Source organism: Wolbachia endosymbiont (group A) of Lypha dubia (assembly GCF_964028575.1).
GTDB classification, from domain to species: domain Bacteria; phylum Pseudomonadota; class Alphaproteobacteria; order Rickettsiales; family Anaplasmataceae; genus Wolbachia; species Wolbachia pipientis.
This window is the reverse complement of the sequence record NZ_OZ034796.1, coordinates 1561743-1579863: the sequence shown is the minus strand read 5'-3', so window position 1 is coordinate 1579863 and position 18121 is coordinate 1561743. Positions and strand designations below refer to the sequence as shown.

General features: G+C 34.4%; 20 protein-coding genes and 1 tRNA gene. 10 read left to right on the top strand and 11 right to left on the bottom strand.

Features of this window, described 5'->3' with window-relative positions; genetic code table 11:
- Positions 1 to 18: 18 nt before the first annotated feature.
- Positions 19 to 549 (top strand): Na+/H+ antiporter subunit E, encoded by a 531-nt coding sequence (locus ABWU72_RS08010; protein ID WP_155969067.1) that lies wholly within the window; start codon positions 19 to 21, stop codon positions 547 to 549.
- Here ABWU72_RS08010 and ABWU72_RS08005 read toward each other — a convergent pair.
- Entirely contained in the window at positions 542 to 958 is a 417-nt protein-coding gene (locus ABWU72_RS08005; protein WP_010082489.1) for a hypothetical protein, read from the bottom strand. The two genes, ABWU72_RS08010 and ABWU72_RS08005, sit on opposite strands and share 8 nt — an antisense overlap.
- A 304-nt stretch (positions 959 to 1262) precedes the next feature.
- Between ABWU72_RS08005 and purN the strand changes: the two genes are divergently transcribed.
- Positions 1263 to 1823, top strand: a complete 561-nt coding sequence (gene purN, locus ABWU72_RS08000; RefSeq protein WP_010082490.1) for a phosphoribosylglycinamide formyltransferase — start codon at positions 1263 to 1265, stop codon at positions 1821 to 1823.
- Between the two features lie 9 nt (positions 1824 to 1832).
- Here the strand turns inward: purN and ABWU72_RS07995 are convergent, their stop codons facing one another.
- The 4 genes from ABWU72_RS07995 to ribF are packed head-to-tail and all read right to left on the bottom strand — an operon-like array spanning position 1833 to position 5914.
- On the bottom strand, positions 1833 to 3152 hold the full coding sequence (locus tag ABWU72_RS07995) for a M16 family metallopeptidase (protein ID WP_353284045.1): 1320 nt from the start codon (positions 3150 to 3152) through the stop codon (positions 1833 to 1835).
- A complete protein-coding gene (locus ABWU72_RS07990) occupies positions 3139 to 4479 on the bottom strand; it encodes a M16 family metallopeptidase (protein WP_353284044.1) in 1341 nt (446 codons plus the stop codon). The genes ABWU72_RS07995 and ABWU72_RS07990 overlap by 14 nt, the downstream gene beginning before the upstream one ends.
- A gap of 29 nt (positions 4480 to 4508) precedes the next feature.
- Positions 4509 to 4985: a signal peptidase II gene (gene lspA / locus ABWU72_RS07985; protein WP_006279329.1), complete on the bottom strand. Its 477-nt coding sequence runs from the start codon at positions 4983 to 4985 to the stop codon at positions 4509 to 4511.
- On the bottom strand, positions 4982 to 5914 hold the full coding sequence (gene ribF, locus ABWU72_RS07980; protein ID WP_353284043.1) for a riboflavin biosynthesis protein RibF: 933 nt from the start codon (positions 5912 to 5914) through the stop codon (positions 4982 to 4984). The genes lspA and ribF overlap by 4 nt, the downstream gene beginning before the upstream one ends.
- 68 nt (positions 5915 to 5982) lie before the next feature.
- Here ribF and grxC point away from each other — a divergent pair, with 68 nt between their 5' ends.
- The 5 genes from grxC to ABWU72_RS07955 all read left to right on the top strand — a co-directional run bounded on the left by grxC (position 5983) and on the right by ABWU72_RS07955 (position 11923).
- On the top strand, positions 5983 to 6321 hold the full coding sequence (gene grxC / locus ABWU72_RS07975) for a glutaredoxin 3 (RefSeq protein ID WP_007550037.1): 339 nt from the start codon (positions 5983 to 5985) through the stop codon (positions 6319 to 6321).
- A gap of 115 nt (positions 6322 to 6436) precedes the next feature.
- The gene (locus tag ABWU72_RS07970) at positions 6437 to 7309 is read left to right on the top strand and encodes a hypothetical protein (protein ID WP_353284042.1); all 873 of its coding nucleotides are present in this window, start codon (positions 6437 to 6439) and stop codon (positions 7307 to 7309) included.
- Between the two features lie 968 nt (positions 7310 to 8277).
- Positions 8278 to 8877, top strand: a complete 600-nt coding sequence (locus tag ABWU72_RS07965) for a peroxiredoxin (protein ID WP_155969063.1) — start codon at positions 8278 to 8280, stop codon at positions 8875 to 8877.
- Positions 8864 to 9802 (top strand): thioredoxin-disulfide reductase, encoded by a 939-nt coding sequence (gene trxB, locus ABWU72_RS07960; protein WP_155969061.1) that lies wholly within the window; start codon positions 8864 to 8866, stop codon positions 9800 to 9802. Before ABWU72_RS07965 ends, trxB begins: the two co-directional genes overlap by 14 nt.
- A 207-nt stretch (positions 9803 to 10009) precedes the next feature.
- Positions 10010 to 11923: an ankyrin repeat domain-containing protein gene (locus ABWU72_RS07955; protein ID WP_265024446.1), complete on the top strand. Its 1914-nt coding sequence runs from the start codon at positions 10010 to 10012 to the stop codon at positions 11921 to 11923.
- Here the strand turns inward: ABWU72_RS07955 and ABWU72_RS07950 are convergent.
- The 3 genes from ABWU72_RS07950 to ABWU72_RS07940 are packed head-to-tail and all read right to left on the bottom strand — an operon-like array spanning position 11920 to position 15333.
- Complete coding sequence (locus tag ABWU72_RS07950) at positions 11920 to 12849, bottom strand: tyrosine recombinase XerC (protein WP_155969059.1); 930 nt, start codon at positions 12847 to 12849, stop codon at positions 11920 to 11922. The genes ABWU72_RS07955 and ABWU72_RS07950 overlap by 4 nt on opposite strands.
- Positions 12850 to 12851: 2 nt before the next feature.
- Positions 12852 to 14231: a dihydrolipoyl dehydrogenase gene (gene lpdA / locus ABWU72_RS07945; protein ID WP_353284041.1), complete on the bottom strand. Its 1380-nt coding sequence runs from the start codon at positions 14229 to 14231 to the stop codon at positions 12852 to 12854.
- The gene (locus ABWU72_RS07940; RefSeq protein WP_155969055.1) at positions 14224 to 15333 is read right to left on the bottom strand and encodes a PQQ-binding-like beta-propeller repeat protein; all 1110 of its coding nucleotides are present in this window, start codon (positions 15331 to 15333) and stop codon (positions 14224 to 14226) included. The genes lpdA and ABWU72_RS07940 overlap by 8 nt, the downstream gene beginning before the upstream one ends.
- A gap of 357 nt (positions 15334 to 15690) precedes the next feature.
- Between ABWU72_RS07940 and ABWU72_RS07935 the strand changes: the two genes are divergently transcribed.
- The 3 genes from ABWU72_RS07935 (at position 15691) to ABWU72_RS07925 (ending at position 16617) form a co-directional block, all read left to right on the top strand.
- Complete coding sequence (locus ABWU72_RS07935) at positions 15691 to 15984, top strand: transposase (protein WP_080717625.1); 294 nt, start codon at positions 15691 to 15693, stop codon at positions 15982 to 15984.
- A gap of 262 nt (positions 15985 to 16246) precedes the next feature.
- Positions 16247 to 16396 (top strand): hypothetical protein, encoded by a 150-nt coding sequence (locus ABWU72_RS07930; RefSeq protein ID WP_285520262.1) that lies wholly within the window; start codon positions 16247 to 16249, stop codon positions 16394 to 16396.
- Entirely contained in the window at positions 16345 to 16617 is a 273-nt protein-coding gene (locus tag ABWU72_RS07925; RefSeq protein WP_227738602.1) for a hypothetical protein, read from the top strand. The genes ABWU72_RS07930 and ABWU72_RS07925 overlap by 52 nt, the downstream gene beginning before the upstream one ends.
- A 106-nt stretch (positions 16618 to 16723) precedes the next feature.
- Here ABWU72_RS07925 and ABWU72_RS07920 read toward each other — a convergent pair.
- From ABWU72_RS07920 to ABWU72_RS07910, 3 genes are all read right to left on the bottom strand, one after another.
- Positions 16724 to 16810: transfer RNA gene (locus ABWU72_RS07920), tRNA-Ser, on the bottom strand.
- A 31-nt stretch (positions 16811 to 16841) separates the two neighbouring features.
- Positions 16842 to 17648, bottom strand: coding sequence for a DUF2163 domain-containing protein (locus ABWU72_RS07915; protein WP_353284040.1), 807 nt, complete (start codon positions 17646 to 17648; stop codon positions 16842 to 16844).
- A gap of 259 nt (positions 17649 to 17907) precedes the next feature.
- Positions 17908 to 18120, bottom strand: a complete 213-nt coding sequence (locus tag ABWU72_RS07910) for a hypothetical protein (RefSeq protein WP_353284039.1) — start codon at positions 18118 to 18120, stop codon at positions 17908 to 17910.
- Position 18121: the final 1 nt, after the last annotated feature.

The window sequence follows — 18121 nt, the reverse complement described above, 5'->3', positions numbered from 1 at the left end:
TTAGTTATATTACAGACTATGAAAAACCTCAACTTTAGGAAGGAAATCAAGTTTTTTTCTCTGTCATTTATAATTTTATTTGTTCTATGGACTGTATTGTCTGGTTATTTTGAGCCGTTTTTTATTTTTTGTGGAGTGTTTTCCTGTATATTCACATCGTTTATCTTTAGAAGGTTGATAAACGCTGAAAGAGCTCTTAGCCAGATTTTAAATAGTACGAGTAGACTGTCGTTTTATAAGTTAGTAAGTTATATACCATGGTTAATATACCAAATCATTTTATCAAGTGTTTATGTAACAAAAAAGGTGCTACAACTCAAATCTAAGCTTGAACCGATTATTATCCTAAGAAAATGCAAAGGGCATAATGACGAAAGCATTGCGTTATTTGCCAATTCAGTCACAATCACTCCCGGAACTTTAACTATCAATGTTGAAAGTAAGCAGAAAACATATTTCTCTACCATGTATTTGATAGATAAAGATCTTGAAAGCGGCATTTCTGAAATAGAAAATAAAATCTTAAAAATACTACGTTCAGTTAAGTAATTGCTTTAAATAAGTTAACAGCATCCTTATATTCCCTTACAAGACTTTCAAGCATTTCTTTTGGAAGGCTATTGTTAACAATAGAACATAAATAATTATACAAATCTTCTAACCTTAATACGTTATTTCTCTTCTTGCTGTTGAATTTATACGGAAAAATACCTTCCATAACTTCAATAGTAGTAGCCTTGTTTAAAAATACATTTTCACTTGTCACGCTTATTCTTGCTAAAACAGTGTTAATTTCAGGTTCGTCACTCGTATAAAAATCTGATAGCTGAGTTATTCTAATAACGTACAAAGTTACTATTTTTGACAAGCAATTATCAGCATATTCACAATTTTTTATTACCTCCCACTGAGTAACCTGAGATTTACCTATTTTTGCATTGTTCGGTAATTTACTCATTGAACTTTCTCCATTTAATCCAGTGTAATAAATTATACTAATACTTTGTTAAATAAATAATAACGCGATTACAAAAATATATACTTATAGTAGTATATTATACAAAAATAGCACAATATCTAAGCATTAAAGCTAGTTTTAGCTGGGTACATGGGGCTATTCGTTATTTTGTGTTGTCCAGTGAGGTCCAAAATTAGAGGTCCACTTATATAAAGAGTTTAGTCTGCCTTCTTTGCTATAAAATAAGTTTTCCTTTTGAGCTGTTTTGTTAGTATTAACTAAATTCTAAACTAACTGTGCTATAATGAAAAAGATAAAACTCGGAATACTAATTTCAGGTAGGGGGTCGAATATGCAGGCCTTAATAGAAGCATGTCAAGATCAGAATTTTTCCGCAGAAGTTGCATGTGTTATCACAAATAATAGCGAAGCTGCTGGTCTGAAAATAGCAGAGCAAGCAGGAATCTCAGCGTTTATTGTTAAAGATAAACCGCTTGATGCTGGTAAAATTCACGAAATACTTGTTCAACATAAGGTTGATTTAATTTGCCTTGCAGGGTTTATGAGAATTCTCAAAGCTGATTTTCTGAGTAAATGGCATAACAAGGTGATAAATATTCATCCCTCTTTACTTCCGTCTTTTAAAGGCCTAAACGCTCAAGAGCAAGCTCTAAAAGCAGGTGTAAAAATTACAGGTTGTACTGTACATTATGTCACTCCTGAAGTTGATGCTGGAGCCATAATTGCTCAAGTTGTTGTACCAGTGTTACCAGCTGATGATATTCAAAGCCTCTCAGAACGCATTCTAGCTGAGGAGCATAAGTGTTATGTAGAAGCAGTAAGGTCAATAGCAGAAGATATATGACTGTAATAATTATTGACCTTGAGCGTTTTTTCCAACTTCAACAAAAAATAAATTTTCAGGTTCCAGTAAAGAACTTGTCAGTTCGTTTACTTCCTCTAATTTAACATCATTAATGATATTCGCATAATTATTTATACGGTTAACATCACGATCATTTATCTGCATATTATCTAGCAGCGTTGCTGTATTTGTGTTATTGGACAGGAAAAGGACAAGATTATTTACCAAGCCAATTTTTGCATCCTTGAACAATTGTTCGTCAATTCCTTGCTTTTTTATTCTGCTAAATGTATCTTTTACTGCTGATATAGCTTTGCCAGCAGTAGAACTATCAGTACTTATAAATCCAGATATAATATTTCCATGTTTATTGGAAATAATACTTGCATAAACACCATAAGTAATACCCAAGTTTTGCCTCAGTTCTGTCATTAATATTGAATTCAGCCTCATGCCACCAAGTGCATCAATTAAGACACCAGCGTTATAATAATTAGGATCTTCATAAGCTATACCTTTTTGAGCAAAAAGTATCACACTCTGTGGTATATCCATAAAAATATTCTTATTTTCTGCAGAACCAAAATTATTTTTTACAGGTATTTTTCTAACTTTTGATCTTTTTGACGGCAATTTAGATAAATATTTATCTAATAGCGTAATAATTTCTTCTTTTTTTGTACAACCAGCAACACTGATAACTATGTTATCTTTAGCAAAATTACGCTTTATGTATGTTAAAACATCGTCTCTAGTAATGCTCATTATAGTATCAAGAGTACCGTACACACTTTTTGAGTAAGGATGTTTTTTAAACAATAACGTATCTAATTCTTTTCCAGCAACAAAATAAGGATTTTTTTCAAGATTATTAAAATCAACTTTGGCTTTCTCGAAAACTCTATTCAACCCTTCAGGGTCAACTTTAGGACGCATTATAGTATCGCTCAGTAATGAAATTGCTTCCTCTAGATTGTCAGACAAAGTATTTAATGAAACCCTAAATGCTTCTAAATCAGCAATAAAATTTAAACTAATCCCTTTATCTTCAAGCTTTTTCGCAAAATCTTTGGCATCATTTTTTCCTGCCCCTTCTTGGATTACAAGAGAAGTAAACCAAGCAAGCCCCTGTTTTTCCTTATTCTCATACACATAACCTGCATCCTTGAACGATATATTTAGTGAAACTTTTGGCAAATCATGATTTTCTACAAATAAAAACTTAAATCCTTTACGGGTAGTGACCTCCTCTATATTTAGGTTACCACTTGCTTGTAAATTAAAGCCTAGACAGAAAAAAAATAGAAATATAATTTTACTTATTCTCATTATTATCTCCTTTTGGTAATAAACGACCAATTAACTTATTAGCAGAAAAAATAGCACGGATTTTATTATTTACATCCTCTAGATTGACATCATTAATCTTGCTATATGAAATATCTATTTCATCAAGTGGAATACCAAGTGCAAGGTGTGGCACATAGAACATCGCTATATGAGTTAAGTCAGATAGATTATCAAACTGTGCTGCCTTATACCTATATTTTGAGCTTTGTAATTCCTCGCTCGTCACCCCTTTAGATACGAAGCCATTAATAGCATTATCTAACTCTCTTTCAACAATATCTAAATTAGCGCCACTTTTTGGAATTATCATAATATCAATGTAGCCATCACTAAAAGCTAGGCTATTATAATAAGCAAACACTGATACTGCCACATCTTTATCTAAAACCAAATCTTTATACAGTTTGCTGGATTTGCCGCCACCTAAAATGTCAACCGCTAAATGAGCAGCAGAGGCTTCATTTATGTGATCAAATAAGGGAACACGATAACGAAAATATAAAACTGATTCTTTTACTTCAGTGCTCTCTAAGGTCACCGATAGACCTGCATTATGCACTGGATCCTGATTTGGGTAATGTCTCATTACAGGCTTAGCTTTAATTTCGCCATATTTTTCTTCTGCTAATTTCACTACTTCATCAAACTCCACATCATCCACAATCAGCAATATTGCATTACCAGGGTGATAATAACTATCGTGAAACCTCACTATGTCATCCTGATTGTAAGTTTTGATATCGCTCTCCCAGCCAATAACAGATCTACCATAGCCATTACGGTAAAATGCACTATCCATTTCTTCCCACAACAAGTTATGAGGTTGGTTATCAAATCTCATTTTTCTTTCTTCCAGTACAATGTTTTTTTCTCTATCTATTTTATCTTGAGTAACATTAAAGTTTCCCATTCTATCTGCTTCAACTTCCATTGCCAGTGGTAAATCTTTTTTGGGGACCAACTCATAATAACAGGTATATTCTTTAGTGGTAAGCGCGTTAAATTTAGCCCCAATGCTACTCATAGTGGCTTCTATGTCTTTAAACTTTCCTGTAGTTTTAAACATTAAGTGTTCAAAGTAGTGAGCCAATCCTGCTTTGCCGATTGGATCATCCATTCCCCCAACTTTGTATATTACTGCATGTAAAACAGATGGAATCCGATGATTAGGAACAACATAAACATCTAGTCCGTTACTGAGTTTAGCATATTTTATGTTGTGCTCTATGCTCAAAGCCTTCAAAGAAATTGAGCAAGTAAAAAAAAGTACAGGTAGTATAAGAAAACTAAAAAACTTGTGAAGCATTATTTCGACCTAATATAAAAACAATTATTTTATTCCTCATTTTGTTTAGAAATAAGCATATCGTATATATACCACTTATATAACAATGTAAACATTCCACAAACTATAGATAAATCTGCTAAATTAAAGGCTGGCCAATACCAATCATCAATATGAAAATATATGAAATCATATACAGCTCCCCAATAGATCCTATCAACTACGTTTCCGATTGCTCCACCAATCATCAGAGAAAAACCAAGGTAAGTTGACTGATCGTCAGACTTGTATATCAAATATGCAAGTATACCAATTATTAGTATTGAAAATGCTGAAAAAAAGAAACCGCCATGTGGTAAAGCGCTACACATTCCAAAACTAATACCTGAATTCCAAACTTCAACTAGTTTTATAAAACTAGCGATCTCAATTGATTCTCCTTCATCAATCAATGAGTTTATGTACAATTTGCTCGTTTGGTCAATCAATACTATAATTAATATAACAACTAAGCATAACTTTTTCATAAATTTGCCTTTAACCTATAAACTTTAAGTATATCATAATTTATCTGTTTTGTTAACTCCTCAATACTATGGAATTTTTTTTCTGACCTTATGAATTTTAAAAGTTGTATATTGACTTTATGACTATATACGTCTTCATCAAAATCGAATATGTGCATTTCTATTATAGGCTTTTTCAGATCCTTAAAAGTAGGTCTCATACCAATATTGACTACTCCATATAACCAATTTGGATTACTATCAGGAAAAGTCACTCTAGCGTAATATGTGCCAAACTTAGGTTTTATCATGCAATCTTCTATAGGAATATTTATGGTTGGAAATCCTATTTCTCTACCTCTACATGCACCTTTTGTCACAACACCAGAAACTTGATAAGGCCTGCCGAGCAATTTATTAGCAATTTCTATTTCGCCCCTTTGTACATACTCCCTTATTGAAGAAGAAGAGCAAATTTTGCCGTCAATTGTTAATGGCTCTAATTTAGTCAAAGAGTATCCATATATTTCAGAATATTTCTCTAGAGTTAATATATTACCCAATCGTTTATGACCAAAAGTGCAATTTTCTCCGACAATTATGTGTTTAGCGCCATATTTATCTATTAAAATCTCACTGATAAAGTCATCGCAGCTAACCTCAGAAAAACCTCTATTAAAATTAATAATATATAAGTAATCTATACCATAGCTGCTGATTAGTTCCTTTTTTTGTTCTTGGTCTATTAACCTAAAATTGTTTCTACCAAATAAAACAGTTGATGGGTGAGGCTCAAAAGTTAAAACTGCAGAGGGTAATCCTCTTTCTTGTGCTACCTTCTTTAGAGTAGAAATTGCAAACTCGTGTCCTAAATGAGTGCCATCGAAATTTCCGAAGGTTAGTGCTATATTATTTTCTATTCCTTGCTCACAATTATAAATAATTTTCATACAATTTGATGTTTTTACATGTTTCTTATATATAATAACTATATTTTAGTAAGCTACGGAGATAAATTGTGAAAAATGTTGTGATATATGTAAAGAAGGGCTGTCCATACTGCATAAGGGCAAAGGATTTACTAGATAAAAAAGGTGTGAAGTATGAAGAAATTGATGTGCTCAAAAACTCAGATCTATTTAACGACATAAAATCAAAGTATAACGTTAGAACAGTTCCACAGATTTTTATCAACGATAAGCACATTGGGGGGTGTGACAAATTGATGGATCTTGAAAAAGAAGGAAAGTTGGATGATATGCTAAATAATAATGACAATCACACTGATGTCACAACCTACACAAACAGCAATGATGAATGTGGAGAGTGTGTTATACCACATGATGATTTTATGTAACTTTTTATCTTGTTTTGTCGTGTAATACGTAAATGAAAACTAGTATGCTCACTTTAAACAATTCTTAATGAATTAAAAATACAATTCATTCAGTGAGTTTTTTTAGTGGGAAAAAATGACAAAAAATATTTCAATTATTAGCAGAAACTTAATTAGTATCGAATTAGTTAACAAACAAGATTTAGAGAATTTCATCAAGATTTTCACAGTGCTTGATAAACATATAGCAGCTAAAACACTTTTTACAGAAGAAGTGAGAATAGAGTATAAACAACACAACGGCATAGAAGTTGTTGAATTGCTAAAAGATACAGACTTTACATATCATGAGGTTGAAAATGTATTGAACCACCTGAGTAAACATGGAATGAAGGTGCCCAGCAGTGTTATAGCACACACCCTTTTTGCTGCATACAATCATGCACTTGAATTTAAGGATGTAGCATTTTCCTTTTCTGAAGGCTCTCCACAATTTAACATCAGAGTGAGTAAGAACACCTTCATAATAACTCCTATGAGTGAGGAGAATTTGGAATTGAATTCACAAAGTAGCAAGAAATTAATAGAGTCGTTACAGAGCGAAAAAAATATTTATGATTGTATAGTAGAAGAAAATACCATTAAAGTTATAGTGCATTCTGAAATACATCAAGCTATAAATTTGATTATAAAATCACTGATAAAGTCTCGCCTTTTAGCAAAAGAGGAAGAAGGAAAATTCAAAGAGAAATTGAGACAACTTGCTTTTAAGGATCAAGCTTTTGTTGAGTATTCCAGTGTCAAAACCATCAGTAGGTATCCACATAATCATCCTCTGAGAAAGCATGAAAGTGTTACTAAGGATATAGAAAATATTTTATGTGATTTCATAGCAAATGAGAATAGCGAGTTCGCTATAGAGCGGTTAAATAGGCTGAGCTCAGCAGTTTCTCCGGATACTCCAAGAATCATCACTAAAACTATAGATAAACTTGTTAAGTTTCACTAAGGTATACGAGAGCCAATAGACTTCTTGTATTACCTTTTGTCATCCAAGTAGCCAAGGCTACTTGGTTCTTTTTTTGGGTTCCAGCACTATGTACATAGCTGTACAAACATTGTAGCCGTTATTCAAGTAGCTATAGAAACGAAAAACTTACTTGACAAACTCCGCCAGCCCCCTTATCATGAAACTGAAGCTATTTATTTATCTTCTCTGTACAGATTAAATGACAAAAAAACTCACGTATCTGGCGTCTCATGTTTAATTTTTTGCACTATGTGCACCTTATGTCTTTATAAAACTTCTAGGTTTTTACCTAATATAAGCTAAAATGCGCTTATAAAGCATTTAAAACATAAAAAAACGCCAACTTAAAAAATGGATAGTGAATAACTAGCTACCCTAGGGTTTCTTTTGCCTTTTTTTCTGTTTAGTAAATTTCTTAATGTTTATAATTTAGATTAGTTGCGGCTTAAAAGCAACTGAATCGCGGTTATTAAACGTTTAGAATAAAAAAACGCCATACTTGAAAGTATAATGTAAGTAATTAGCCAACCACGGGGCTTCTTTTGCCTTTTTTTTCGTTTGGCAAATTTTTTAACATTTATAGCTAAACGACAACCGTCATCCCGCTACTTGTTAGCGGGATCTAGAGATACCGCGAATGAATCGCGGTATGACGGTTCGTGGCGGTATGACGGTTCGTGGCGGTATGACGGTTCGCGGTGGCATGACGATAAGCTCGTCATCCCGCTACTTGTGAGCGGCTGAGATACCGTGGCGGTATGACGGTTCGCGGTGGCATGACGTAGAATTTTATACTCACCAACTCAGTATTCCAACCTGGATTGTATCTTATCGGTAAAAAAGAAGAGCTATTTTAGGAAGTTTTTATAGGACTAAAACCAAAGAAAACTTGCATATAAGTTTATCAAGATGTAAAATTGAAGTTATTTTAAAAGAATAGGTTAATTATGAATCTTGTAACAAAATCTGCTATCGATTTTACTGCTCCAGCTGTTCTCTCCGGCGGAGAAATTGTTGATGATTTCTGTCTGAGTAAGCGCATAAAAAATAAGTATGCTGTCCTTTTTTTCTATCCACTTGATTTTACTTTTGTTTGCCCAACTGAATTGATATCGCTCAATAATAGAATAAATGAGTTTGCAAAGCGTGGTGTTGAAGTGATAGGAATAAGTGTAGATTCAAAATTTTCACATTATAAATGGCGAAACACTCCAGTTAATGATGGTGGTATTGGAGAGATTAGCTACACTTTAGTGTCTGATATCAAAAAGTCTATATCAAGAGACTATGGGGTCTTATATGATGACTCAATTGCGCTGAGAGCAACTTTCGTTATTGATGATAAATTTATTGTACGTCATCAATCGATAAATGATTTGCCTTTAGGGCGTAATATCGATGAATTCGTTAGAATCGTTGATGCAATTAAACATAATGAGGAGCATGGTGAAGTATGTCCAGCAGGGTGGAAGAAAGGTAAGCCAGCAATGCAGGCAAGCGATGAAGGAGTAGCTGATTATCTAAACTCATACAGTGAAGAATTATAAATTTAGTACAAAAGTTCTTATTATTGGATCTGGGGCAGCGGGTTATGCTGCCGCTATATATGCAGCACGTGCAAACTTAGAGCCAATTGTAGTAACGGGAATGCAGCCTGGTGGTCAGCTTACAATTACTACAGATGTTGAAAACTATCCTGGTTTTGTTTCAATACAGGGTCCAGAACTAATGGAGCAAATGAGGTTGCATGCAGAAAAGGTTGGAGCAAAAATAATAGATGATGAGATAAAAAGCGTTGAACAACTTGAGGATTTTAATGAGTATAGATTTAGATCTTCTGGTAATACTAATGACTACTATTCAGATGCAATTATAATTGCATCCGGTGCGCAAGCGAAGTGGCTTGGTTTAGAAAGTGAAAAGAAATTTCAGGGTTATGGGGTTTCAGCTTGTGCGACTTGCGATGGTGCATTTTTTAGGAATAAAGTTGTAGCTGTGATTGGTGGTGGAAACACTGCTGTTGAAGAAGCAATATTTTTAACTCGATTTGCCAAAGAAGTGATATTAATACACAGGCGTGATAAATTAAGAGCGGAAAAAGTAATGCAAGATAGACTCTTTAAAAATGATAAAATAAAAGTAATGTGGAACCATACCGTAGAGCAGATTCTTGGAGAAGAAAATCCGAAGAAAGTTACTGGTATTATAGTGAAATCAACGGAAGCTCAAGAATTGAAAGTCGATGGAGTGTTCATTGCAATTGGGCATGCACCAAATACGGGTATTTTTAAAGGCTTTGTTGAAATGGATGAGCAGGGTTACATCATTACAAAACCTGGAACAACTTTAACTAGTAGGGCAGGAGTGTTTGCTGCAGGTGATGTTCAAGATAAGGTATATCGTCAAGCAGTAGTTGCAGCAGGAACAGGATGCATGGCTGCGCTTGATGCAGAAAAGTTTTTGGAGTCGTAGTTAATTCTAGGATTTTATAGCTAAAGTGACTTAAGTTTACCGATAATTTTAAAAACAAAAATTCGTCATTCCGCTACTTGTTAGCGGAATCTATGCTGAGATACCGCGGCGGTATGACACCTTTCTTGGGTTAGCTATAGATAAATTGCTTGCAATTTTCCTTTTTTTTTACATAATTATGTTAGTAAATTATTAGATGGGTTTAATATGCTTTATGGAGAGAATAGGACAAATACTAATGGTTACAGATATCAGAGAACTCTAGATGCACCGACACAAAAGTTATTTAAAGCTATTGATGATGAAAATCTAGAAGATTTTAGACAGGCTATAGAAGAAGGTGCGGATGTTTATGCACGTGATGAGAAGAACATGAGACCTTTGGAGTCTATAAAGGATAAGTTAGTGAATGTTTTATCTAATAAGAGTGCCTGTGCTGTTAGCAGTGATAAGCAAAAAACTACGTTAAAGGAAATGACTAAATTGCTCACTACAAAACAGTTATTTAAAGCTATTGGTGATAAAAACCTAGAAAATTTTAAACAAGCTATAAAAGAAGGTGCGGATGTTTATGCACGTGATGAGAAGGGCATGACACCTTTAATGATTATTGCTAGGGCCCGTGTCTATGATAGGCAGCAACCTGTGCTAAAGGAAATGGTTACATTGCTGTTATTTAAGGCTATTGATGATGGAAACCTAGAAGATTTTAAAGAAGCTCTGGCAGAGGGTGCGGATGTTAATGCGTTTGATAAAGAAGGCATGACACCTTTGATGTCCATAGTTACTAATTTGTCTGCAGGCTCTGAAACAGAAAAAGAATATCAGAATATGATTAGGTTGCTCCTACTGCACCGGAGCATAGATGTTAATATTTCTGAACAAAATAATAACAATACAGTTTTGCATCTAGCAATGTGCTTTCAACAAAAGAAAACTTTACAACTCTTACTAAGTCATCCAAACATAAACACTTATCTAACCAATAAAAACCATCAAAATCCTGAGGAATGTGCTAGACAAAATCGTGCTGGGCATTTGATAATAGAAATACAAAAAGCACAGAAAGGAAAAGAATTATTAGCTGCTCTTTCTAGCGGAAATATTTGCCAAGCGAAAACACTATTGAATCAAGAGCTTCATCCTAATTGCTGGAGAAGAACCCAAGATGGAAGAATAAAAACACCACTTAGCTTAATTATTCGATTATGTTTACGAACGATAACAGAAGATGAAAAAGAAGTATTGACAAAACTTTTAAAACATAAAGACCTAGATTTTAGTTACGAGCAGTATGCACAATTAAAGCAAACAATTGAACAAGCTATTACAGAGCGATTAACCGGTACTATTAATAAAAAAGATTTAGATGATGTAAAAAAATTAGTAGAAGATAATGACTTCATGAATTATGCAATTATTATTGCTGCATGGAGAAATGTTAATAATCCAATCGAGTCTATTGTAAATTATCTAAATGAAAAATTTCCTGCAAATACATTACAACCTTTGGCAAGTACGAATGATATACCGGTAGGTTCTGAGCAAGTTATACAAGAACTTAAAGGTGAACTTGAAAGAACGAAAGCTCAACTCATAGAAAAAGAACGAGAGCTGGATAGGGTCGTACGCGAAAGAACGAGAGGCATTGACAAAATTTCACAGTTAGAAGAAGATTTAAGGCAGGAAAAATCGGCTCAAAAAACAAAAATCAATGATCTAAATAGTGAAGTAACTCGACTTAATAGAATTGTGTGTGGAAGAGCAAGCGACACTGTCGAAATTTCACGATTAAAAAGAGATTTGAAACAAGTAAGGGAAGAAAGAGATAGGCTTTTATCAGAAAATAGACTGCTCCGTAGTAATAAAAACGAAAAATCCTCGCAAGCAATTTCTTCTGGTAGAAAACTAAGCAACTACGCTTCTGCATGTTTTATATTGCTTGGAGTATATACTGTTGTTGCATGTTTAGTAATAGAAGATTATCCAGGGATAATAAGTGCTTTCTTTACAGCAGTTGCACTGGCTTTTTTTTTATTAGGATGTTGTAATTTATATAAAGCAAACACAATACTTAGTGATGTTGAAAGCACTCAGCTTGGTGGTTTAGAACGAAGTTAAAGTTTTGATTTCTTCTCCAGGCCCTGCTGAAAATTTTTGTACATGTTAAAAACATCTTGATAATTGAGGTGAGTGTAAATTTGAGTAGTTTCCAGGCTTGAGTGACCAAGCAGTTGTTGTATTGATCTTATGTCAATATCTTCCTGAAGCAAATGAGTAGCAAAACTATGGCGAAATGCATGTGGAGATAAAATTTCTGGTAAATTTAACATTCTCCTTATTTTTTGCAAACGATTGGCCACATAAGTTCTTCCCAATTTTTTTCCTCTTACTCCCAAAAAAAGATATTGTGCTTCATCATTAATGCCAAGATAAGGACAGGCTTTTACATATTCCTGTATACATTTTTTTACTACCGGAAGAATGAATACCTGCCTTTGTTTATCTCCCTTACCTGTTACTATTAAACTTTCATTGTTAATATCACTAACCCTAAGGTTCAACGCTTCACTGATTCTTAAGCCTGTACTATATAGCAGGACGATAATCGCAATTTCTCTTTTTACCACCCAAGATTCGCCCAGATCGGATAGTTTCATTTCTTTCAATAAAGTTTTTATATTAGGTATTGATAATGCTTTGGGCAGAGTTCTTCTCTGAATTGGCCTTGATAAGGAAAATACAGCTTCATTGTCTATATTGTGGTTATTTTTTATGTACTTGAAGAAATTTCTGATTACTGAGAGTGCTCGAGTGTTGGATCTTGCGTTTACACCTCTTGCGTAACGAGAGGTAAGCCAACTTCTTAACTCAGGTACGCTCAATTTTTCCAAAGTGCCGACATTTACTTCTCCACCAATGTGAGTATTTAGGAAACTTATAAGATCCTTCAAGTCCCTCATGTATGACTCTAAAGTGTTTGGTGAATAAGATCTGTTGCACCTCAGCCACTCATACCATTTTTCAATGATTGAACCGAGGTCCACAATTATTTTTTAAAGAAAGCATCGATGCACGCATCTCGAAAGGCTTCATTTATATCAGGATGAGAGTGACAAATTCTGTATATATCCTCTGCTGCTGCACCATATGCCATTGCAACCGCTGCTTCGTTGATTAGCGTATCAGCGTATGCTCCTATGATATGCACACCTAGTATTGTATCTGCTCTGCTACAAGTCAGCACTTTCACGAATCCTTCAGCATCATCAGTGATTTTTGCTCTGCCGTTTGCAGCAAATTGACATTTACCAACTTTGTACTTACGGCCAGCATTTTTGAGTTCCTCTTCGGTTTTACCAATCGAAGAAACCGCAGGGTGAGTGTAAATGACAGATGGTATGATTCCATAATCAACGTGAGGTGACTGTCCTGCTATTATCTCTGCAACTGCCACTCCTTCTTCCTCTGCTTTATGAGCAAGCATTGCTCCACCAATCACATCACCAATAGCAAATATTCCTTTCACATTAGTTTCATATCTGTTGTTAACTTGAACGAAACCGCGATTATCTTTTTCTACTTTTTCATCAATACCAAGATTCTCAGTGCATGGTTTGCGTCCTGCTGCCACCAATACCTTATCCGCCTCTATAGTGTTTGTTTGATTATCTTTTACAGAGCAAACTTTCACACTCAAAGAATTACTACTTTGTTTTATCTCCTCAACTTTAGTGCTAAGTAAAAATTTTATTCCTTGTTTTTGTAGACTAGAAAGTAGAGACTTACTTAATTCTCCATCCATTGCTGCAGCGATTCTATCAAAAAATTCTACTACAGTGACTTCAGACCCTAGCCTCCTCCATACAGAAGACATTTCAAGCCCTATTGCCCCAGCTCCGATTACGACAAGTTTTTTTGGTACTTCAGTTAAAGATAGTGCACCGGTGGAAGAAATAATGTCTTTCTCATCGATATTAATTCCTGGCAAAGAAATAACGTCAGAACCGGTTGCAATTACTATATTTTTTGTCTTCAGCACCTTACCTTCAACTGAAACTTCAAGATTACCTTGGTCAAAAGAAGCAAGCCCATTGATTTTAGTGATTTTGTGAAGGTTAAACAGATATTCTATACCTTTTCCAAGTTCCTGAACTCTGGCGTCCTTATAGCCTAGCATTTCTTTTAAATCGAAACTTGCGTCCTTAATTTTTATGCCAAGCTTCGACAGATCATTTTTCGTGTGAGCATACTGATAGGAAGAATGGAGCAATGCTTTGGAGGGTATGCACCCAACCCGCAGGCACGTACCACCAAAAATGCTATTTTTATCTATGCAGGCAACTTTCAATCCAAGTTTTGCAGCAGCGATAGCACACTTATAGCCTCCTGGGCCACCACCTATAACAATTAAATCATAATCAGTCATAAAAAACAAACCTATTTTCTAAAGAATAAACACCTTTTCCCTCAGTTGTTACATATATCTTATTGCGAGTAAACACTGGAGTGTGAAACACATTACCAGGTACTTTGACTACCTTTCCTGCACTTTCAGATCCCGGAAAAGCAAACATTGAACCTTTATTGCTTGTCACCCACAGTGTATGGGCATGCATAATTGGAGCAAACAATTGCGTATTTTCTATTAAATCAGATGCCCAGACTGTTTCTCCATTTTTTATATCCAGGCCAATTATTTTATCGTCTTTAGTAACTATAAAAATTCTGCCGCCTTCTTTTTGTTTCTCTGCAGGAATAAGAGGACTATAATATGACTCAATGTCTGATACACTTTTTACTTGCAGTGACTTTGACCATAAAATATTTCCTGATTTTACGTCAATACCATAAATATAAGAATTATTTGTAGCTATTAAAGTATCGCCAAGCACTCTCGGTGTAGTAGTTACATCTGTGAGCTGTGTATCCAAAAGGTTTGTAGCCAATTTTTGGCTCCACAATTTTTTACCATCTTCATTAAAAGCTATTAACTCACCATTTGAAAATGGTGCTATTATTTTATCGTTAGAAATTGTTGGCGATATGGAATACAAACCTCGAACCTCATTGATACCGTTTTGATAAGCCCAAGCGGAGCTGCCATCTTTTATATCAAACACGTACAGATAATTATCAATAGTCAATACTACCAATTTATTATTTATTACTGCTGCTTTTCCTCTTACTGGAGCTCTCAATTCTTTTTCCCACTCAATCTTGCCAGTTTTTGCGCCTATTGCGTGTAAAGTGTTATCCACTATAAAGAAAACATTTTTTTCATAATGTGATAGGCTCATGTTACCAATTTTTTTCCTATGTGAGAGGTGTAATTTCCAATTCATAGCCTTTGAGTTATCAATATCAAAGGAATATAAAGCGCCGTGCTTGTCTGATAAAATAACGCTATTTTCTATAAGCACTGGAGCTACATATCCTTGAGATAGTTTTTTATCCACTAGACTTATTCTCTCGCTTGCCATTGTGTAACTGCTACACAATAACATTATCATGACAATTATTACTTTCATTATTTATTGAAAACAAGATTCATTAATATACATCTTAAGAACCTTAATTACAACGGAAATGTTCTTGCTGCATGTTAAAAACGTTGATTTATGAACGAAATATTATATTATTATGTGAGATAATGTATATTCTTAGAGGTAGTACACCTCATCCACTATGCAGCAACGTGCATAGCTGTATGAACATTGAGATATAAAATAATTTATAACAAGAAGAAAGATGTCATCCAAATAGCCTCTTTTCCTGTCATCCCAGTGCTTGACACTGGGATAGCTTTGTTGCATAGCAACTGAAAAAATCTGGTGGCTACTGACAAAATTCATTATAAATAGCTATTTAACTGTTGAAGAAAAAATATGCCACAAAAAATGAGAGTTAGTAACTGCCATGAATATAACAAATTTCTAGAAAAAAGAGGAAATATTTTTCGTTACATCGATAAAGCTATCGAAAATTGGTATGAAAATAGTCCAAAAATGCAGGGCGGCAACTATATTTATAGTGATAAAGTTGTGATTTTAGTGCATATAATCGTTAATCTTTTTAGAATTGGCTTAAGACAAACAGTCGGGTTTATAAAAGGATATTTGCAACAAATAGGAAGAGATTTGGCAGTTATCAGCTATTCGCAAGCTTCAAAAAAAACTTAATATTAAGATCAATGATTGCAGAATTGATAAAAATAATATGGAAGATATCGAAATTGCCATAGATAGCACAAGCATCAGCATTTATAACAACACACAGCAAGGAAAATAGCGCTGATAGAAAATATCGTGGCTATGAACAGACAAGAAAATTGCATGTAATGTTGAATATAAACAGCAAAAAAGCCATAGCTGCAAAATACAGTAACGGTCTGATCACTATGGAGCTTGCGATTTACTTAAAGGAGTTAATTTTCAGCATGCCATAAAAGCACTATATGCAGACAGAGCATATGACAGACATAAACTCTATAAATTGTGTGATGAATGCGGCATAAAGACAAAAATTCCTCCAAAAAAACAATGCAGCAGAGCATCCAAAGTATGGCAGAGAGAAATGCTGCAATTAGACTAATAAAGTCATACAGCGAAGATGGAATGAAGAGGTGGAAAAGGCAAACAAACTACGGAAAAAGATCTTATGTAGAAAGTTTTTTCTCGCGACTGAAACAAACATTCGGGTTTAATTTTCGGAACAAATCTGAAATTAATCGTGGGAAGGAACTGCTACTCAAGTGTTATTTGCTTAATCAATTTACTGACATTGGTATGGCTAAATTTGAAATGGCTACATGAATTTATCGTAAATTACCACCGCATAGTTGTAACATTGTACCATATTACAATGTTCGTACAGTTGTGTGCGCGACCGGGGGTTTTATACTATTCTAGAAGTAACATACGGAAAAGGGGGGATTCGAACCCCCGACATATTTTCATATGTGCACGCTTTCCAAGCGTGTGCTTTAGACCACTCAGCCACCTTTCCATGCTTATTCATAATATTGAAAATTGTACTGCTAAACAATATAAAAACCTGGTATATAGGGTTCACCACGAAAATTCACAGTATTGTTAAACTTGCTTCTGCAAGTTGGAAATGTTTTATCGCAACCTGCGAGTATTGAATATTTATCTCCAGCAAAAATTTGGTATGGAGGCGAAGTAAACAACGTAACTACTTTATTTTTATATTCTTTTACTACACCTTCAAACGCTATTGAGCCAAAGAATTTTACTACTCCGTGCTTATAATATTCATCACTCTCAGTTAAATTCGTGTCTTCAAATCTTCTTTCGTCTATTACTTTAGTGATTGTACTTATTTTACTAAATTTTTTAGTATCGGCTTTACATTTATCATCGCAAAATTGTGCTCTGCATGCAGGAGAGTATAATTCTGCTATGCTTCTCTCAAGCTTTGCTGAAAGCCCTCTAATTTCAACAATAAATCTTCCACTACTTAATGTCACTTTACCAAAAATTCCTGAATGTAGATTCATTGTTCCCTGGGTCAAGTCTTTATAATTCACAAGAAATATTTCAATATTTGCAAAGTCGTACTTTCCTGATAAAACATCTTCTTCTTTAATATCAGCACTATTTAATATCCCTTCAATTTCTAGATTATCAGTTTTTAAATCGCTGTTTAATATTATACTACTGGCTGTAAATCCACTTGAAGATTTATAGAGTATATTATCAATATTTAAATCTTTATCATAGTCAGTGAATCCCATTACTTCTCCACCTGCGAGCTTTAATTTCCAGCACGTAGCAGTGGTAAGTAATTCTCCAGCTAAATGATTTTTTAGTGTGGTTTGCATAGGGGCCTCCTGCTTAATTGATTAAATTTGAAAGTAGCTATACGGCCAGTAGAATAAGGGCAGTGTGTTCTTTTCTCATCATCTAATACCAATTCCCACTGCACAATAAACGGATAGATAACAATGGAAAAAAAGCCATACTATTGCCTTTCTTTCTCACTCCACAATTAAATAACTCTACAATATCGCTTATTTGATTCACTAATAATGAGAATTGGTATAAGTAGCCATAAAGCGTTATTCCGGTGACCATAGGGTGTCATTCCAGTGCTTGACACTGGAATCCAGGAAATTTTGCTTGTAAGTAAGCAAACTGATTTGGTGAGCATAAAAAGTGGCTGATCTTATGCTGAATAAACGCTTTTGATGAAGTTGCATGGAAAGCTGGATCCCAGTGTCTGGGCACTGGGATCCAGCTTTCTTGGTGGAGTGTCCTCAAATCACAATGTTCGTACAGTTGTGTGTCACGCACT